15 protein-coding genes and 1 riboswitch are annotated in these 16,641 nt (G+C 51.5%); of the genes, 3 read left to right on the forward strand and 12 right to left on the reverse strand.

What is annotated here, in order from left to right; all coding sequences use genetic code 11:
• Positions 1-7 precede the first annotated feature (7 nt).
• The 8 genes from purF to purE all read right to left on the reverse strand — a co-directional run bounded on the left by purF (position 8) and on the right by purE (position 8,893).
• Entirely contained in the window at positions 8-1,486 is a 1,479-nt protein-coding gene (gene purF / locus QQK89_RS10970) for an amidophosphoribosyltransferase (protein ID WP_284238603.1), read from the reverse strand.
• A complete protein-coding gene (purL, locus tag QQK89_RS10975; RefSeq protein WP_284238604.1) occupies positions 1,471-3,714 on the reverse strand; it encodes a phosphoribosylformylglycinamidine synthase subunit PurL in 2,244 nt (747 codons plus the stop codon). The genes purF and purL overlap by 16 nt, the downstream gene beginning before the upstream one ends.
• Positions 3,692-4,387, reverse strand: coding sequence for a phosphoribosylformylglycinamidine synthase subunit PurQ (gene purQ, locus QQK89_RS10980; protein ID WP_284238605.1), 696 nt, complete (start codon positions 4,385-4,387; stop codon positions 3,692-3,694). The genes purL and purQ overlap by 23 nt, the downstream gene beginning before the upstream one ends.
• Before the next feature lie 3 nt (positions 4,388-4,390).
• Entirely contained in the window at positions 4,391-4,633 is a 243-nt protein-coding gene (purS, locus tag QQK89_RS10985) for a phosphoribosylformylglycinamidine synthase subunit PurS (RefSeq protein WP_091188103.1), read from the reverse strand.
• A gap of 381 nt (positions 4,634-5,014) precedes the next feature.
• Positions 5,015-5,914 carry a phosphoribosylaminoimidazolesuccinocarboxamide synthase gene (locus tag QQK89_RS10990; protein WP_284238606.1) on the reverse strand — a complete coding sequence of 300 codons (900 nt, stop codon included), beginning with the start codon at positions 5,912-5,914 and terminating at the stop codon, positions 5,015-5,017.
• Between the two features lie 24 nt (positions 5,915-5,938).
• Positions 5,939-7,234, reverse strand: coding sequence for an adenylosuccinate lyase (gene purB / locus QQK89_RS10995; protein WP_284238607.1), 1,296 nt, complete (start codon positions 7,232-7,234; stop codon positions 5,939-5,941).
• Between the two features lie 7 nt (positions 7,235-7,241).
• On the reverse strand, positions 7,242-8,411 hold the full coding sequence (gene purK / locus QQK89_RS11000; RefSeq protein ID WP_284238608.1) for a 5-(carboxyamino)imidazole ribonucleotide synthase: 1,170 nt from the start codon (positions 8,409-8,411) through the stop codon (positions 7,242-7,244).
• Positions 8,408-8,893 carry a 5-(carboxyamino)imidazole ribonucleotide mutase gene (gene purE / locus QQK89_RS11005; protein ID WP_167199474.1) on the reverse strand — a complete coding sequence of 162 codons (486 nt, stop codon included), beginning with the start codon at positions 8,891-8,893 and terminating at the stop codon, positions 8,408-8,410. The genes purK and purE overlap by 4 nt, the downstream gene beginning before the upstream one ends.
• Before the next feature lie 203 nt (positions 8,894-9,096).
• A riboswitch (purine riboswitch) is annotated at positions 9,097-9,198 on the reverse strand.
• Positions 9,199-9,440: 242 nt separating this feature from the next.
• On the opposite strand from purE, the gene QQK89_RS11010 reads away from it, so the two are divergent.
• A complete protein-coding gene (locus tag QQK89_RS11010; protein ID WP_284238609.1) occupies positions 9,441-10,727 on the forward strand; it encodes a LysM peptidoglycan-binding domain-containing protein in 1,287 nt (428 codons plus the stop codon).
• A gap of 311 nt (positions 10,728-11,038) precedes the next feature.
• On the opposite strand, the gene QQK89_RS11015 is transcribed toward QQK89_RS11010, so the two are convergent.
• From QQK89_RS11015 to msrB, 4 genes are all read right to left on the reverse strand, one after another.
• The gene (locus tag QQK89_RS11015) at positions 11,039-12,550 is read right to left on the reverse strand and encodes a DHA2 family efflux MFS transporter permease subunit (protein ID WP_284238610.1); all 1,512 of its coding nucleotides are present in this window, start codon (positions 12,548-12,550) and stop codon (positions 11,039-11,041) included.
• Between the two features lie 48 nt (positions 12,551-12,598).
• Positions 12,599-13,033, reverse strand: a complete 435-nt coding sequence (locus QQK89_RS11020) for a MarR family winged helix-turn-helix transcriptional regulator (protein WP_284238611.1) — start codon at positions 13,031-13,033, stop codon at positions 12,599-12,601.
• A 272-nt stretch (positions 13,034-13,305) separates the two neighbouring features.
• A complete protein-coding gene (locus tag QQK89_RS11025; protein ID WP_284238612.1) occupies positions 13,306-13,878 on the reverse strand; it encodes a nitroreductase family protein in 573 nt (190 codons plus the stop codon).
• 20 nt (positions 13,879-13,898) lie between these two features.
• A complete protein-coding gene (gene msrB / locus QQK89_RS11030; RefSeq protein WP_284238613.1) occupies positions 13,899-14,855 on the reverse strand; it encodes a peptide-methionine (R)-S-oxide reductase MsrB in 957 nt (318 codons plus the stop codon).
• A 221-nt stretch (positions 14,856-15,076) separates the two neighbouring features.
• Here msrB and QQK89_RS11035 point away from each other — a divergent pair, with 221 nt between their 5' ends.
• Complete coding sequence (locus tag QQK89_RS11035; protein WP_284238614.1) at positions 15,077-15,502, forward strand: hypothetical protein; 426 nt, start codon at positions 15,077-15,079, stop codon at positions 15,500-15,502.
• Entirely contained in the window at positions 15,502-16,581 is a 1,080-nt protein-coding gene (locus tag QQK89_RS11040; RefSeq protein ID WP_284238620.1) for a phosphodiester glycosidase family protein, read from the forward strand. Before QQK89_RS11035 ends, QQK89_RS11040 begins: the two co-directional genes overlap by 1 nt.
• Positions 16,582-16,641 lie beyond the last annotated feature (60 nt).

Raw genomic sequence — 16,641 nt, forward strand, 5'->3', positions numbered from 1 at the left:
TATACTATTAACAGCTGCAGCTCTTATCCGATTCCTCGTCAACCGGCGTTGGATAATCATTATCGAAGCAAGCCAGACACATGCCGCGGTTATACGCGCCGTCATTGCCTCCTACCGAATCAATGAAACCTTCATGGCTAAGGAAGTATAAAGAGTCCGCATTAATCATTTCGCACATTTCCTGCACCGTTCTCGAAGAAGCAACCAGCTCCTTGCGGTCCGGCGTATCAATACCGTAGTAACAAGGGTTCTTGAATGGCGGCGATGTAATTCGCACATGTACTTCCGTCGCGCCAGCCTCGCGAAGCATGTTCACGATCCGGCGGGAAGTCGTACCGCGGACGATCGAGTCATCGATCATTACAACGCGTTTGCCTTCAACGACTTTGCGCACGGCGGACAACTTCATCTTCACGCCTTGTTCCCGAAGCTCTTGGGAAGGCTGAATAAACGTACGCCCCGTGTACTTGTTCTTGATAAGTCCAAGCTCGTAAGGAATGCCCGTTTGCTCAGCATAACCAATAGACGCCGAAATACTCGAATCCGGTACGCCGATGACGATATCCGCATCCACAAACGATTCCATCGCAAGCTGTTTCCCCATCCGCTTACGCGCGGAATGGATGTTGATTGTATTAATATCACTGTCCGGACGGGCAAAATAGATGTATTCCATCGCGCAAGTTGCCCGGCGCTCCACTTCCGCATAACGGTCTTCGCGCATGCCGTCCGCATCGAGATAGAGCAGTTCGCCCGGTTGCACGTCACGTACATACTCAGCGCCAATGGATTCAAAGGCACATGATTCGGAAGAGAACACAAAACCGTCGCCAATGCGGCCCATAACGAGCGGACGCAGACCGTTAGGATCAGAAGCTACGAGCAGCTTGTCGTTCGTCATGATCAGGAACGCAAAACCGCCGATAATACGCTGAAGCGCATCCTTAGCCGCTTCTTCAAAGCTCTTCGGAGAACGAGCGATTAAGTGAGCAATAACTTCGGTATCGCTGGAAGTCTGGAAGATTGAACCTTGGCTCTCCAGCTCCTTGCGGATCTCCGGCGCGTTCACGATGTTGCCGTTTGTCGCAACGGCCAGATCGCCGTCCCGGTAACGGAAAATAAGCGGCTGCGCATTTGCCAGCTTGCTCTCTCCAGCCGTTGAATAACGGACATGGCCGATCGCACGGTCGCCGGCAAGCGACTGAATCCGCTCTTTATCAAATACTTCCTTCACAAGCCCCATGCCGCGGTGATAGGTGAAGCGGTTGCCCGCCTCCGTATCCACCGTGCAGATTCCCGCGCTTTCCTCGCCGCGATGCTGGAGGGCATGAAGGCCGTAATAGCTGAGGGAGGACGCGTTCGGGACATTAAAGACCCCGAACACGCCGCACTCCTCGCGCAATTTATCAAACATATCGTCACGGCCAATGCCTTCGTTGTAATGATTTCCCGTCCACAGCTTATGCTGTTTTATTTCATCAGACATGGAATCGCATCCTTCCAAACCTTCTCCAGTTGTTGTACCGGTGCGTTAACGCCGGATTTGCCGTTTACGTTGATGGTCAGGCTGTTGCCTTTAACCGTGCCGATTGCCGCGTTCGCTACGCCTTGCTCGTTCAGGTGAGCTTGCAAAGCCGCTGCTTTCTCAGGCGTTGCCGAGAGCAGGATACGCGATTGCGATTCGCTGAAGAGTACGTGATCCGCACGAAGATCCGTTGCCACGTTCACTTCCGCGCCGATTCCGCCGCTAATTGCGGATTCAGCCAGCGCTACGGCCAGACCGCCTTCGGACAGGTCATGCGCCGAAGCAACAAGACCGCCTTGGATTGCAGTCAGAACCGCGCCCAATGTTTTCTTCTCTGTCGCAAGGTCGATTTGCGGAGGACGGCCTGCTGCCGAGCCATTCAGCACGTAGAGCAGCTCGCTGCCTCCAAACTCTGCTTGCGTCTCGCCGACGAGGATAATAACGTCGCCTTCTTTTTTGAAGCCTTGCGTAGTAATGTGATCCACGTCATGCACGAGACCAACCATGCCGATTACCGGCGTCGGGTAGATCGCGCCTTTTGCGTTCTCGTTGTACAAGCTGACGTTGCCGCCGATTACCGGTGTATCAAGCACGCGGCAAGCTTCGGACATGCCGTCCGCGGATTTCTCGATCTGCCAGAATACTTCCGGCTTCTCAGGGCTGCCGAAGTTCAGGTTGTCCGTAATCGCGAGCGGTTCCGCGCCGGAACATACGATGTTTCGCGCCGCTTCCGCTACTGCGATCTGGCCGCCAACTTCAGGGTCAAGATATACGTAACGTCCGTTGCAGTCCGTTGTCATCGCAAGACCTTTGCGGGTACCGCGAATGGTTACGACTGCCGCGTCGGAGCCTGGTTGAACAGCCGTCGACGTACGAACCATGTAGTCATATTGGTTATATACCCATTCTTTGCTTGCCACAGTCGGCGAAGCGAGAACTTTCTCAAGAGCTCCGGTCAGATCCGTGATTTCCGCGAATGCCGCTGTATCAACGGTTGCGTTCTCACGGTAGTAAGCAGGCTCGGAGGAAGGTTTGTTGTATACCGGGCACTCGTCAACAAGTGCTTTAACCGGCATGTCGGCAACTTGCTCGCCTTGGTGGAACAGGCGGAGACGGCCGTCGTCGGTAACTTTGCCGACTTTCTTGCAAATAACGCCCCAACGGTCGAAAATCTCTTGCGCTTGCGCTTCATGCTGCGGCTCAACAACGAACAACATCCGTTCTTGCGACTCCGACAGCATCATTTCGTAAGGCGTCATACCTGTCTCGCGTTGCGGAACTTCATCAAGGTACAGCTCCAGGCCGTTGCCGGCTTTGGAAGCCATCTCCGCGCTCGAGCAAGTGAGGCCCGCTGCGCCCATATCTTGAATGCCAAGCACGATGCCGGAGTTGATCAGTTCAAGCGTGGACTCCATAACGAGCTTCTCCATGAACGGATCGCCGACTTGTACCGCCGTACGTTTTTCTTCGGATTCTTCGGACAGCTCGACGGATGCGAATGTCGCGCCGTGAATGCCGTCGCGGCCCGTTGCTGGACCTACGTAGAATACCGGGTTGCCAACGCCTTTTGCTACGCCACGCTGGATTTTGTCATGATCGATAAGACCAACGCACATCGCGTTAACCAGCGGGTTGCCCTCGTAGCTCTCGTCGAACATCACTTCGCCCGCAACGGTAGGAATACCGATACAGTTGCCGTAGCCCGCGATGCCGCTAACTACGTTCTCGAACAAATATTTCACGCGGTCGTTTTCCAGCTTGCCGAAACGAAGCGAGTTCAGCAAAGCGACTGGACGTGCGCCCATCGAGAAAATGTCGCGGATAATGCCGCCAACGCCCGTTGCCGCGCCTTGGTAAGGCTCAACCGCGGATGGATGGTTATGCGATTCGATCTTGAATACAACCGCTTGGTTGTCGCCGATATCTACGATACCCGCGCCTTCGCCTGGTCCCATCAGGACGCGAGGACCCGTGATCGGGAATTTTTTCAGGATTGGCTTGGAGTTCTTGTACGCGCAATGCTCGGACCACATAACGCTGAATACGCCGATTTCCGTATAGTTGGGTGTACGGCCGAGAAAACCGCAGATAAGCTCAAATTCATAATCCGATACACCAAATTGTTGATAAATCTTTTGCTCGACGATTTGTTCAGGTGTCGGTTCCTTAGCCGTTAATTGCTGCGCCATGTTGTTCCCTCCATGCATTCAAAATCGATGTAAACATCCGTTTGCCGTCTTCCGAGCCGAGAATTTGGTCAATCGCGCGCTCAGGGTGAGGCATCATGCCCACGACATTGCCCTTTTTGTTGCTAATGCCCGCAATGTTCTCGACCGAACCGTTCGGGTTCGTGTCGCCTGCATAACGGAATACGATCTGGTTGTTTGCTTTCAGCTCGGCAAGCGTAGCTTCGTCGCAGAAGTAGTTGCCTTCGCCGTGCGCGATCGGAATATCGATAATCTCGCCTTGCGAGTATTGGTTCGTAAAGGCCGTGCCGTTGTTCACGACTTCAAGCAGCTGTTGCTGACAACGGAATTTAAGACCATTGTTGCGGATCAGAGCGCCTGGCAGAAGGTTTGCTTCGGTCAAGATCTGGAATCCGTTGCAGATGCCAAGGATAAACTTGCCTTCTTCTGCAGCTTTCACAACTTCATTCATTACCGGGGCAAAGCTAGCCATTGCGCCGCAGCGCAGGTAGTCACCATAGGAGAAGCCGCCTGGCACAAGAATCGCATCATAAGCGGATAGGTCAGTCGCTGTATGCCATACATAATCGACCTCTTGGCCGATTGCATCTTCTACCGCTTTGTAGCAGTCGATGTCACAGTTGGAGCCAGGGAATACGAGAACGGCGAACTTCATCGATTATCCCTCCAATTCAAAACGGAAATCTTCGACTACCGTGTTTGCCAGCAGCTTTTCGCACATTACTTTTACGCGTGCTTCCGCTTCAGCGCGGTCATTCGTGTCCAGCTCAAGCTCCAGGTATTTACCGATGCGGACTTTCTCAACTTCTGCGAAGCCCATAGTGTGAAGCGAGCCTTGAACGGCTTGACCTTGCGGGTCGAGTACATTTTGTTTGATAGTGACGTAGACTTTTGCTTTCATGGTTGGCCTCCTGAAAATGGTTTTTCCGGTTGTGTGGTGTAAAAACCTCTCTAGGTCGTCGGCAGCTTGGGTCGTTCAGGAGCAAGGGTATCTGTCTACGTCGCGGTTGAAATCGGAAAATTTCATCGAATCCGCTTAGCGGATATTTTCCGAATTTCAAAAGCGAGCGCTGTCGCTCTCCGACAGACACCCTTACCCCCTCACTCCCAGCTGCCGGTTTTTACAACACCCTCCCGGGTAGTCGTGTGTACCGTTACGGGGGCGTTAGCGCACTATCGTGCTCAACGCCAGACCTTAAAGATTTAAGAACGAACATCTAAGGACAAAATCTAAGAACAACATCTAAGAACAAAAGATAAAATCAAAACCTATAATTGCGATCTATACGAGCGAACGTCCTGTAAGACGGCTGTAAATGTCGAGGTAACGATTTGTTGTTTCGTTTACTACAGATTCAGGGAGAGGAGCCGGTTTGCTGTCTCTGTCCCAATCGGAGCCGAGAAGATACGTGCGGACCGGTTCTTTGTCCATGCTGTCAATCTCTATATCGTAAGCGTAGTTCTTCTCCGCCCAGAAACGCGAGGAATCCGGGGTGAAGATTTCGTCGATCAGAATGACTTGGCCGTCGATCAGTCCGAATTCGAATTTGCAATCGGCAAGGATGATGCCATGCTTCGCGCAGTATTCATGAGCGAACTCGTACAGCTTGATACTGCGGTCGCGCAATTCTGTGGCAAGCTCCGCTCCGACCATCTCTTGCATCCGCTCAAACGGGATGTCCTCGTCGTGGCCAACGTCGTTCTTAGCCGCCGGCGTGAAGATCGGCTGAGGGAAACGCTCGTTCTTGCGCATGCCCTCCGGCAGCTCGATGCCGTTGATCGCGGACGTTTGCTGGTATTGTCTCCAGCCGCCGCCGGTGATATAGCCCCGAACGACGCATTCGATGTCGATACGCTCGGCTTTCTTCGTCACCATGATCCGGTCCTTAAGAAGCTCCGGCGCCGTAACGATATCCCCAAGCTTCTCCACGTCCGTGTGCACAACATGGTTCGGCTGGATCGCAGCCGTTTCTTCAAACCAGAAAGCCGACAGACGGTTCAATACATTGCCCTTTTGTGGAACAGCCGGATCCAGCACGTAGTCGAATGCCGAGATGCGGTCTGTGACAACGATCAGGTAATGCTCGCCGAGATCGTACAGTTCACGAACCTTGCCTTTATACAGCAGCGGAGCTTTGATATAGTCCGCCGCCGTGGATAAAGCTTGCGATTGTGCAGTCATTTCTCCTCGAATCCCCTTTGTCCCTTAGTTCAAACCAAGACGCGTAAAGATCGTGTCCACATGCTTGAGATGCCAAGCCGGGTTGAAAGCATCGTCGATTTCTTCCGCCGTCAAGAGGCTTGTAATTTCCAGCGTCGATTCAATAATGTCGCGGAATTGGCGTTGCTCTTCCCATGCCTGCATCGCGCGCGGTTGAACCGTGTCGTACGCTTGCTCGCGGCTAAGGCCTTTATCAATCAGCTTCGTCATTACGCGGCCCGAGAACGGAACGCCGAATGTACGCTGCATGTTTTTCTTCATGTTCTCAGGGAATACGGTCAGGTTCTGAATAATGTTGCCGAGACGGTTCAACATGTAGTTCAGAAGCATCGTTGCATCCGGCAGGATCACGCGTTCAGCCGAAGAGTGGCTGATGTCGCGCTCATGCCAGAGCGGAACGTTCTCGTAAGCCGTCAGCATGTGGCCGCGAATGACGCGGGACAAGCCGGAGATGTTCTCGCAGCCGATTGGGTTGCGTTTGTGCGGCATTGCGGACGAACCTTTTTGGCCTTTTGCAAAAGCTTCTTCCACTTCACGGAATTCGCTCTTCTGCAAAGCGCGGATTTCCGTGGCGAATTTATCAAGAGAAGTTGCAACAAGCGCGAGTGTCGCCATATATTCAGCGTGACGGTCACGCTGCAAAGTTTGCGTCGAGATTGGAGCCGCGCTGATGCCAAGCTTGTTGCAGACGAACTCTTCCACGAACGGATCGATGTTCGCGTAAGTACCAACGGCACCGGAGATTTTACCGAATTGAACGCCGTTTGCCGCATGCTCGAAGCGCTCGAGGTTACGTTTCATTTCTTCATGCCATAGCGCCATCTTCAGACCAAACGTCGTTGGTTCGGCATGAACGCCATGCGTACGGCCCATCATAGGCGTATCTTTATATTGGATCGCTTTCTCGCGAAGGATCGAGATGAAGCGTTCGATGTCTTTTTTAAGAATAGCATTTGCTTGTAGAAGCAAGTAGCCGTTCGCCGTATCCACAACGTCTGTCGAAGTCAGGCCGTAATGCACCCATTTGCGCTCGGGACCAACGGTTTCGGATACCGCGCGCGTGAACGCGATCACGTCATGGCGAGTTTCTTGCTCGATTTCGTAAATGCGGTCAATGTTGAAAGTAGCGGCTTTGCGAAGCGCCTCAACGTCTTCTCTTGGAATAACGCCAAGCTCTACCCAAGCCTCGCAGGAACAAAGCTCAACTTCAAGCCATGCCTGGAATTTGTTCTGCTCCGTCCAAATTGCTCTCATTTCCGGTCTGCTGTAACGCTCTAACATGTACCGTTCACACCTTCCAAATGTTTGTCTCTTCTATCCAATCAAGTGCCTCTTGCACATTGGCCGCCAGCACGTTTACATGACCCATTTTCCGTTTAAACACGGCTTCCTTCTTGCCATAGAGATGAACCTTGGGAGCAACGTTTAACTTCGCCGCCGCTTCATCGTGTTTCGCCATCCGCGCAAGCAGCGGCTCCACATGCTGACCAAGGACATTTACCATTACAACCGGAGTAAGAAGCTCCGTATCGCCTAACGGCAAGTTGCATACCGCGCGCACATGCTGCTCGAACTGTGACGTCCGGCAAGCTTCCATCGTATAGTGACCGCTGTTATGCGGGCGAGGCGCCAGCTCGTTAACGAACAATTCGCCGTCTGCCGTCAAGAACAGTTCAACCGCAATCAGACCAACTACGCCAAGGCCTTCGGCGATTTTCATAGCCAGCTTTTCCGCTTCTTGCTGAACGCTCTCGGCAATGCGAGCCGGCACGATCGACAAGTGCAAAATATTCTCGACATGAATATTTTCCGCAGCGGGGAACGCTTTTATCTCGCCTTGCGGGCTTCTTGCCGCAATAACGGACAATTCTTTCTCAAAAGCAATGAATTGCTCCAGCACAAGCTCTACGCCGGCCCGGCTTAACGTCTCGTACGCTTCATCAATCTCGTCGAAGCTCCGAATGACCCATTGCCCTTTGCCGTCATAACCGCCCATTGCCGTCTTAAGCACGCATGGAAGACCAAACTTTTCAGCCGCTGAGCGGAGCTCATCGCTGCTCCGGATTTCGCTGTACGGGGCAACCCGTACGCCAGCCGCTTCAATCGCGCGCTTCTCGCGAAGCCGGTGCTGCGTCGTATAGAGCAGCTCGCTGCCCTGCGGTACGTACGATTCCGACATGAGCATCGCTGCTACATCCGCATCGACATTCTCGAATTCGTACGTAATCACATCCGCCCGGCGAGCCAGCTCGCGAGCCGCTTCCCGGTCGTTATAAGCCGCTACGATCTGCTCCGCAACTTGTCCGCTAGGCGCGTCCGGCGTCGGGTCAAGCGCTACAAAGCGATACCCCATCGCGCTGCCTGCGAGCGCCATCATCCGGCCAAGCTGTCCGCCGCCCAGCACGCCAATGGTGCTGCCCGGCAGAAGCGTCCGCTGTTGTTTGTCTTCAGTCATCATAATGTCTCACTGCTTTCCAGCACTTCCTGCTTGATCCGTTCGCGGCGGGCATTCACGCGTGCCTGCACTTCGGGATCAAAAGCCCCCAGCATTTGAGCGGCGAGAAGTCCAGCGTTTGTACCGCCGGCGTTGCCGATGGCTACTGTCGCTACCGGAATGCCGCCTGGCATTTGCACGATCGACAGGAGCGAATCAAGGCCGCTCAGATTCGAGGATTTCACAGGTACGCCGATTACCGGCAGAATCGTCTTCGCAGCAACCATGCCCGGCAAATGCGCGGCACCGCCGGCACCCGCGATGATTACTTTCAGACCGCGCTCTGCAGCCGTCTCCGCATATTCGAACATTAAATCCGGAGTCCGGTGAGCGGAAACAACCTTTTTCTCGTACGGAATTTGCAGTTCTTCCAGAACGTCGCAAGCCAGTTTCATTGTATCCCAATCCGACTTGCTGCCCATGATGACGCCTACCTTCGCAGACATGCGTTCAAACCTTCCTTCATCTATAAATTGTGTACATCTCGCTAAATCCAACCGTCCAGAAACTAAAAAAACCCGCGCCGCAACCATACTCGCTATGGATGCTGCCGGGACCCGAGCAGATGGCAACAGTTGTCTTTGCTTCAAATTCCAAGAATTTCTCAAAAAAGACGACTTAAAGCTGCCCATAATTCAAGGGCAACCCGTTATTAGTACCATCAACTCGTAGTCCGAAAAAATTAGGTTTTCGGGTAGAAACTTTCGGGCCTTATTCCCGAGGATATACGAGAGCTATTAACTATTTACGGACCACTCATGTCATGTTCCGCTTAACCTATTCTAGTGTATCCAATAGCCCTATGTCTGTCAACGGCAAAATACGAACATTAAAATAATAGTATTCAAAAAAAGTTCGTTTTTGTCACGAATTGCAACAAATTCCCTTTCCTTTTCCTGCTGATATCAAATTAATTAGCCTGCTGTTAAGTTTGGGGAAGGATCCGAATAGAATAATAGAAGAAATATTGGATCCTTGAGGAGGCGAGAGGCGATGTTCATCTATACGGTTAAAGGTCGGGACACCGTTCAAAGCTTGGCTCAGCAGTACAACGTGGCACCGGAAGCCATCACTGTCGCAAACGGCATGGTACGGGGCGAGCCTCTCGCCCTCGGACAGTCACTGCTGATTCCAATCGAGTCGGATAGCCATCTGGTCAAACCGGGGGAAAGCTTCTGGGCAATCTCGCAGCAATACGGCGTTACCATGCAAGAGCTGGCGCGCGTCAACCATATCAACAATCCCGCCCTTATTCTTCCCGGGATGCAGCTTCGCATTCCAACACCCCGCAAGACGACGATTGAAGTTAACGGTTATACCGAGCCGTCCATCTCCGCTACGGGCATCTCTCCTTCCGCGGCGGACGCGGCACGGCATCTGACTTTTCTCAGCCCATTCAGCTACCAGATCAGACCGGACGGGTCGCTGAGCACTTTGCATGATCAGCCGGTTATTACGGAAGCTTACAGAAGCCGGACCGCGCCGATGATGGTTATTACGAATTTCGACGGGTATGCTTACAGCCCTAGCCTCGCGCATACGATTTTATCGAATGAAATGGCTAAAGAGCGTTTAATCTATCATATCCTCACCACTATGCAAACCAACAGACTGTGGGCCCTTAACGTGGATTTCGCCTATATCCCTGCTGCCGATCGCCAGTTGTACCATTCCTTTCTCGAACGGTTGGCAGACACCCTTCACCGGGCAGGTGCTATTGTCTCCTCCACGCTTCCGCCTGTCAGTTCTTCAGACCAAAGAGGGCAGCTCTTCGACGGGCAGGATTATGCCGCGCATGGCCGGATCATGGATTATGTCATCCTTATGACGTATGAGTGGGGCTGGGCGGGCGGACCGCCGATGCCGATTGCTCCGCGGAATGAAGTGACCAAAGTATTAAACTATGCGACATCGCAAATACCGTCGGACAAAATCATGCTTGGTATGCCGTTATACGGCTACGACTGGACGCTCCCTTATATCCCCGGCCAGGACTTCGCTTTATCTATCAGCTCGAACAACGCCGTTAGGCAAGCTGCACGGTATGGGGCCGCCATCGAATATGATCCGCTTGCGGAATCGCCTTATTATCATTATCAGGATGAGCATGGGATGCGCCACGAGGTTTGGTTCGAAGATGCAAGAAGCGTACAGGCGAAGCTTGATCTCGTCAAAATCTATCGCTTGCGCGGGATCAGCGGATGGGTGCTTGATGTTCCGTTCCCGGCGTTTTGGAAAGTGCTGGAGCATAATTTTCGAGTAGCGAAAATTATAGGTTAAACGGGCAAACTGCGCAATGTTAGTAGGTCAAACGGGCAAACTGCACAATTAAATGTAAGTAGGTTAAACGGCCAAACTGCACAATTAAATGTTCTTCCGATCGGCCATTACTCAGGGATTCCTCGAATCAAATTTTTATAGGTTGGAATCCCTTCATAAAAGCGAACGCTTCAAAGCTTTCTGAAAGAAAGCTACGTCGTAAGCATAAGCTCTACTTCTCCAGAAACATTTAATTGCTCCGTTTGCAGTTTAACCTTTGGGGGAGACCAAAAAAGGCCGTGCGGGTTGAACCCCTGCACGGCCTTACTTCTTTATTTAGATTGCGTTGCGGCAAGCTGAGCTTTACCTTCGGTTGCTTGGGCTACGACTGTAGCCGGTTCTTCATGCGGTTTTACTTTGCGGATGAAGAATGCAAGCACAAGCGCGACAACGGCAAACCATGTTGCGACTACGAAGGAGTGGTTAATGCCAACGATCATCGCTTCTTGCGTAACATGGCCCATCGCTACTTTGTCAGTTGTATCAACGCCTTGCGATACAATCATGCTTTTCGCTTCGGAAGCCGTTTTGTTCGTCATAAGCGTAACGAGGAAGGCTGTACCCAGCGCGCCTGCTACGTTACGAAGCGTTTGCGACATTGCCGAACCGTGCGCGTTCAAACGCTGCGGAAGCTGGTTCATACCCGCGGTTTGGATCGGCATCATCAGCATGGACATACCGAACATACGCAGCGTGTACATAATAATCAGGTAGTTATAAGTCGTATGGTCAGTCAATTGGCTGAACTCATAAGACGAGAATACCGTAATAACAAGACCCGTTACCGCCAGCCAACGAGCGCCGACTTTATCGAAGATCATACCGGTAATCGGAGACATAATGCCCATCAGGATCGCGCCCGGAAGCAGGAGCAGACCGGATTTAAGCGGCGTAAAGCCCATAATGTTCTGCAGATAGATCGGAAGCAAAATCATGCCCGAGAACATCGCCATCGTAATGATTACGTTAATAACCGTAGTCAAGGAATACATGCCGTATTTAAATACGCGCATTTCAAGAATTGGCTTCTTCACGACAAGCTGATACACTACGAAACCAATAAGGGCAACAACGCCGATAATTAAGCTTGTGATAACCGTTGCATTGTTCCAGCCGTCCGTACCTGCATCACTGAAGCCGTAGAGCAGACCGCCAAAACCAAGGGTCGACAATACAACGGCAACCATGTCCAGCTTGGATTTTGCCGTCTTGGTTACGTTCTTCATCGAGATGGCGCCGTAAATGAGGCCAAACAGCGACAACGGCAATACGATGTAGAACAGAACGCGCCAGTCATAATGCTCAACAACCCAGCCCGACAGCGTTGGGCCAACAGCCGGAGCGAAAATCATCGCGATCCCCATCATGCCCATTGCTTTACCGCGTTGTTCAATCGGGAAAATCGTCAGGAAGATGATGGACATCAGCGGCATCAGAATACCTGCGCCGGCAGCCTGAATAATACGGCCTGTAAGCAGAACTTCAAAGCTTGGCGCAAAGGCGCTGACTATCGTACCTACCGTAAATAAACTTGTTGCAACTACAAATAATGACCTTGTCGAGAAGCGGCTGATCAAATAAGCGCTAATTGGAATAAGGACGCCATTGACTAGCAAATAACCGGTGGACAGCCATTGTACCGTATTCGCGCTGACCTTGAGGTCAGCCATGATGCTTGGAAGCGCAACGTTCAAGAGCGTCTGGCTCAGAAGCGCAACGAAAGCTGCGATGAGTACCGATGCGACAATCGGGCCTCTTTTTAATGCTGCTACAGCATTACTCATTGGTTTTTCTCTCCCTTTTCTATGTTTGCGTAGGTCCAAGCTAAAATGCTATTTGTTATCCATATTCGCAAGCAGCTGGGCGAAAATTCTCCTCAGATGCTGAATATCTTCTTCAGGCAGTACATTGAAAAAGGAGGAAAATGCTTCGTGATGCGACTTGAGAATGTCGTCAACCATGTCCTTGCCTTTTGCCGTTAATTCAATATACACAACCCGGCGGTCGTTACTTGCCCTCTCGCGGCTGATCAAGTCTTCCGAGAGCAGCTTATCGGCAATGCCCGTAATTGCGCCGGAGGTTAATCCAAGAACATCGGCAAGCTCGGAAACTTTGAGAGAGCCTGATGTATGGAGGGTACACAACAACTTGAACTGGGTATAGTTCATGCCGGTCATCGTCTTCCGGCTAAAGTCATTGTTTACGTTTTTCAGAAACGTCTTGAACTGTCCCATGAAACCAATCAGCTCTTCATTGGTATTCGTCAATAGCCTCTTCCCCCTTCCAGCCCCTCACTTGAACCTACAATTCATTAGTATTTAATAGTTTAATACTAAATAAATTATTATAAAAGCATTTACTACTATATATCTTTTTTGTCAATCAGTCAATCGGTCCATGAAAAATATTTTTCCCGGCTTGGCCACCTCCATCTCGGCAACCATTTTGACTGCTTCCATCGAACTTTCAGCTTATTTTCCATGGCTAACAAATAAAAAAGCGCCCTCATCGGGCGCTTCTTATACCTATGATCAGGCCATTAGTCTTCCAGCCAGATTGTTTTTTCCGCTGCAGGCGTACGTTTTGGTTCTGGCGCAGTCATATCGGGATAACCCATATAGACAAGCGCAACAACCTGCTCGTTCTCGGCAAGGCCAAACGTATCATTCATAAGCGGATGATACATCGGATCGCCTGAACGCCAGATCGCGCCAAGACCGTTTGCATGCGCGGCAAGCAGCAAATTCTGAACCGCCGTATGCGAAGCCGCGATCTCCTCTACGAGCGTTGCCCGCGGATCATCCGATGGCGAGCAAACAACAGCGATCACAACCGGCGAGCGGTATGCTTTGATCCGTTCTTTGCGGAGGCGTTCCTCCAGCTCCGGGCTTTCCCCTGGCCCAAGCGATGCAAGCGCAACCCGTGCGTAACCTTCCCCAAGTTTGGCACGGCCTTCGCCGGTCATAACGATAAATTTCCAAGGCTGCGTATTATGATGGCTTGGCGCCCAAGTCGCTGCTTCCAGCACCTTCTCGATCAGATTACGGTCAACCGGATCTTTCTTGACGCGTCCAATGGAGCGTCTCGTTCGGATAGCTTCCTCGATATTCATTGTTTCTCCCCCAATGCCCATTATTTGAAATAGTTGACGTATTCCCCGTACCCTTCCTTCTCCAGATCCCCAGCAGGGATGAACCGGAGCGACGCGGAGTTAATGCAATAACGCAAGCCATTCGGACCCGGACCGTCGTCAAACACATGGCCGAGATGGGAATCGCCTTCTTTGCTTCGCACTTCCGTGCGAACCATGAAATGGCTTTTATCCAGCACTTCCGTAATAGCCGCTTCTTTCACCGGCTTCGTGAAGCTAGGCCAGCCGCATCCGGAATCGTATTTCTCGCGGGAAGTGAACAGCGGTTCGCCCGAGACGATATCCACGTATAGTCCCTCTTCCTTGTGATCCCAATATTCGCCCGTAAACGGACGTTCCGTTGCGTTGTTCTGCGTTACTTCATATTGAATCGGATTCAGGCGGGAACGCAGCTCGTTCTCGTCTTTTCTCACCGTCCAATGTTTTTGAATGAAGGCATCGCGGCCCGAGCCTTTGCGGTACATTTTATAACGGAAAGGGTTCGTCCGGTGATAGCCCTGGTGATAATCCTCCGCCGGATAAAATGGTTTGGCCGGTTCAATAGCCGTTGCGATTGGCTTGTCGAATCGCCCGCTTGCTTGCAAAGCCGCCTTCGAGGCTTCCGCCTTCTGGCGCTGTTCTTCATTATAATAGAAGATTGCCGTCCGGTAAGATTCCCCGCGGTCATGGAATTGTCCGCCGGCATCGGTTGGATCAATCTGGCGCCAGAACACGTCCAGCAGCTTCTCGTAAGAATAAATCGACGGATCAAACGTAATTTGGACAACTTCGGCATGACCTGTCGTCTCCGAACATACTTGCTCGTAGGTAGGATTTACGGTATGGCCTCCGGAATAACCCGATACAACAGACACGATGCCCGGTGTTTCTTCAAACGGCGAAACCATGCACCAGAAGCATCCTCCGGCGAACATGGCTTGTTCTGTAGTTGCAGTCATGTTTGAACACCTTCTTTCAAGCTTAATTAATACTATTATAACGCATCCTGCAATTCCCACAAAATGAATGCCGTCTTAAAGGGTAATCTTTGTTACAATGTAGTGACAGCTTGAACCTTAAGCATCGTTCGTGCGTCTAACATGTTAGACTAGCTGTGCACGCAAGTTTTGCAGTCCGTTCACTTCACTTTCATATCCATAAAAACGAGGTGAACGCTATTATGAGCAATACCGCTTTAGAATCAAATGCTTCGTATGAGACGAGACCACGCAAGGCAACCAAGCAGCGTGCTTTTGTTATCTTTGTATGCGTATGGGTCATCCTGATTGCTGCCGGCATTACCGGCGCCAAGCTGTACAGCGATCATGTCCAGCAGCAGATTGCTGCCGACGTGGGCCGTCAGACAGCCGCGCAAATCGCCGACATGCAAAAACAAAACCAAGAGCAGCTTACTAAGCTCGAATCCAGCTATAAAGATGAACTAGCGCAATTAGAATCCAAGGTAGAAGCGCTTAACGAGCTGCTGACCTTTACGAAAGACAATGCGGATGTCAAAACCGATAACAGCAACAAGCTGTATAGTCAGTTAAACGAAGTGAAGAAGAAGCTGAACGAACTGCAAAAAAATCTGGATGTGCTCAAATGATGACATCATCCATCCGAACGCTAAACCGAACGATGCTGCTCGCCTGCTCGCCGTTTATCGCCGTGTTGCTATGGCTGATGGTCACGAACATTTCGATCACCCTCCCGGATAGCAGCTTCCCTGAAGCTAGCTATGATCAGAAGGAGAATGCTTCGTCAGAACAAGCAAGCTCTGTTGCGAACGGCCTTGATGCGGCTCGTTCGATCGCCGCCGAGACTAGCGCGTCCATTAAGAAACAGCTGAGGTTATATAACCAAACCAATGCCGATATGAAACAAATCGTAACGACAGCTACAGCCCAGGCCAACCGCCCTCTAGCCGTTTACGACAAAATCATAACCGGGAAGCTCGGGAATCCCTCGGGTACCATTAACTCGGACAAGCTGCGTGCGCAATTATTCTACATACAGGCCGATCATTTCCAAAGTTATGTACTGAAGATCAAATTGAAATCCAGCGATGCCATGAAGATGGTCCTCGGCAAAGATAAAGCCGGCGGCTCCGAAACTACGCTAGCCGCCGTGCAACGTTACGGCGCGGTTGCTGGCGTTAATGCCGGCGGCTTCGCCGATGGCGGCGGCAAGCGGTATCCGCTTAGCACAACCGTCTTAAACGGCCAATACGTAAACGGCTTTGAACCTACCCGTTCGGACTTGTTTTTTGTTGGCTTAAACGAGAACAATCAATTGGTAGGCGGCAAGTATACGAACAAGCAGCAACTCGACAGCCTGGACGTAAAATTCGGCGCTTCATTTGTGCCCGTTCTGCTCAAGAACGGCAACGCAACCACCATTCCAACCAAGTGGCAGCTTAGCCCGGTGCGTGCGCCGCGAACTGTAATAGCCAACTATAAAGATGGGCAACTGCTCATTATCGTAGCCGATGGCCGCAATGAAGGCGGCAGCTCCGGCGCTACGCTAACCGAGATGCAAATTTTATTGAAAAGGTTTGGCGCCGTAGACGGCTACAACCTGGATGGAGGCGGCTCCTCGTCGCTCATCTGGAACGGCCGCGTCATTAACAAACCTTCCGACGGACAGCTTCGAAAGCTGCCTACGCACTTTTTATTTTTTAAATAAGATTGTTAACTAAGGAAAAGGGGGACTGACCCCCATTTGTGAGACAGGGATCAAAACACC

This window comes from Paenibacillus glycanilyticus, assembly GCF_030161375.1.
Lineage (GTDB): Bacteria > Bacillota > Bacilli > Paenibacillales > Paenibacillaceae > Pristimantibacillus > Pristimantibacillus glycanilyticus_B.

Excerpts from the sequence above, each read along its gene's own strand:
- purF (WP_284238603.1), bottom strand. The coding sequence starts at position 1,486 with ATGTCTGATGAAATAAAACAGCATAAGCTGTGGACGGGAAATCATTAC.
- purL (WP_284238604.1), bottom strand. The coding sequence starts at position 3,714 with ATGGCGCAGCAATTAACGGCTAAGGAACCGACACCTGAACAAATCGTC.
- purQ (WP_284238605.1), bottom strand. The coding sequence starts at position 4,387 with ATGAAGTTCGCCGTTCTCGTATTCCCTGGCTCCAACTGTGACATCGAC.
- purS (WP_091188103.1), bottom strand. The coding sequence starts at position 4,633 with ATGAAAGCAAAAGTCTACGTCACTATCAAACAAAATGTACTCGACCCG.
- QQK89_RS10990 (WP_284238606.1), bottom strand. The coding sequence starts at position 5,914 with ATGACTGCACAATCGCAAGCTTTATCCACGGCGGCGGACTATATCAAA.
- purB (WP_284238607.1), bottom strand. The coding sequence starts at position 7,234 with ATGTTAGAGCGTTACAGCAGACCGGAAATGAGAGCAATTTGGACGGAG.
- purK (WP_284238608.1), bottom strand. The coding sequence starts at position 8,411 with ATGATGACTGAAGACAAACAACAGCGGACGCTTCTGCCGGGCAGCACC.
- purE (WP_167199474.1), bottom strand. The coding sequence starts at position 8,893 with ATGTCTGCGAAGGTAGGCGTCATCATGGGCAGCAAGTCGGATTGGGAT.
- QQK89_RS11010 (WP_284238609.1), top strand. The coding sequence starts at position 9,441 with ATGTTCATCTATACGGTTAAAGGTCGGGACACCGTTCAAAGCTTGGCT.
- QQK89_RS11015 (WP_284238610.1), bottom strand. The coding sequence starts at position 12,550 with ATGAGTAATGCTGTAGCAGCATTAAAAAGAGGCCCGATTGTCGCATCG.
- QQK89_RS11025 (WP_284238612.1), bottom strand. The coding sequence starts at position 13,878 with ATGAATATCGAGGAAGCTATCCGAACGAGACGCTCCATTGGACGCGTC.
- msrB (WP_284238613.1), bottom strand. The coding sequence starts at position 14,855 with ATGACTGCAACTACAGAACAAGCCATGTTCGCCGGAGGATGCTTCTGG.
- QQK89_RS11035 (WP_284238614.1), top strand. The coding sequence starts at position 15,077 with ATGAGCAATACCGCTTTAGAATCAAATGCTTCGTATGAGACGAGACCA.
- QQK89_RS11040 (WP_284238620.1), top strand. The coding sequence starts at position 15,502 with ATGACATCATCCATCCGAACGCTAAACCGAACGATGCTGCTCGCCTGC.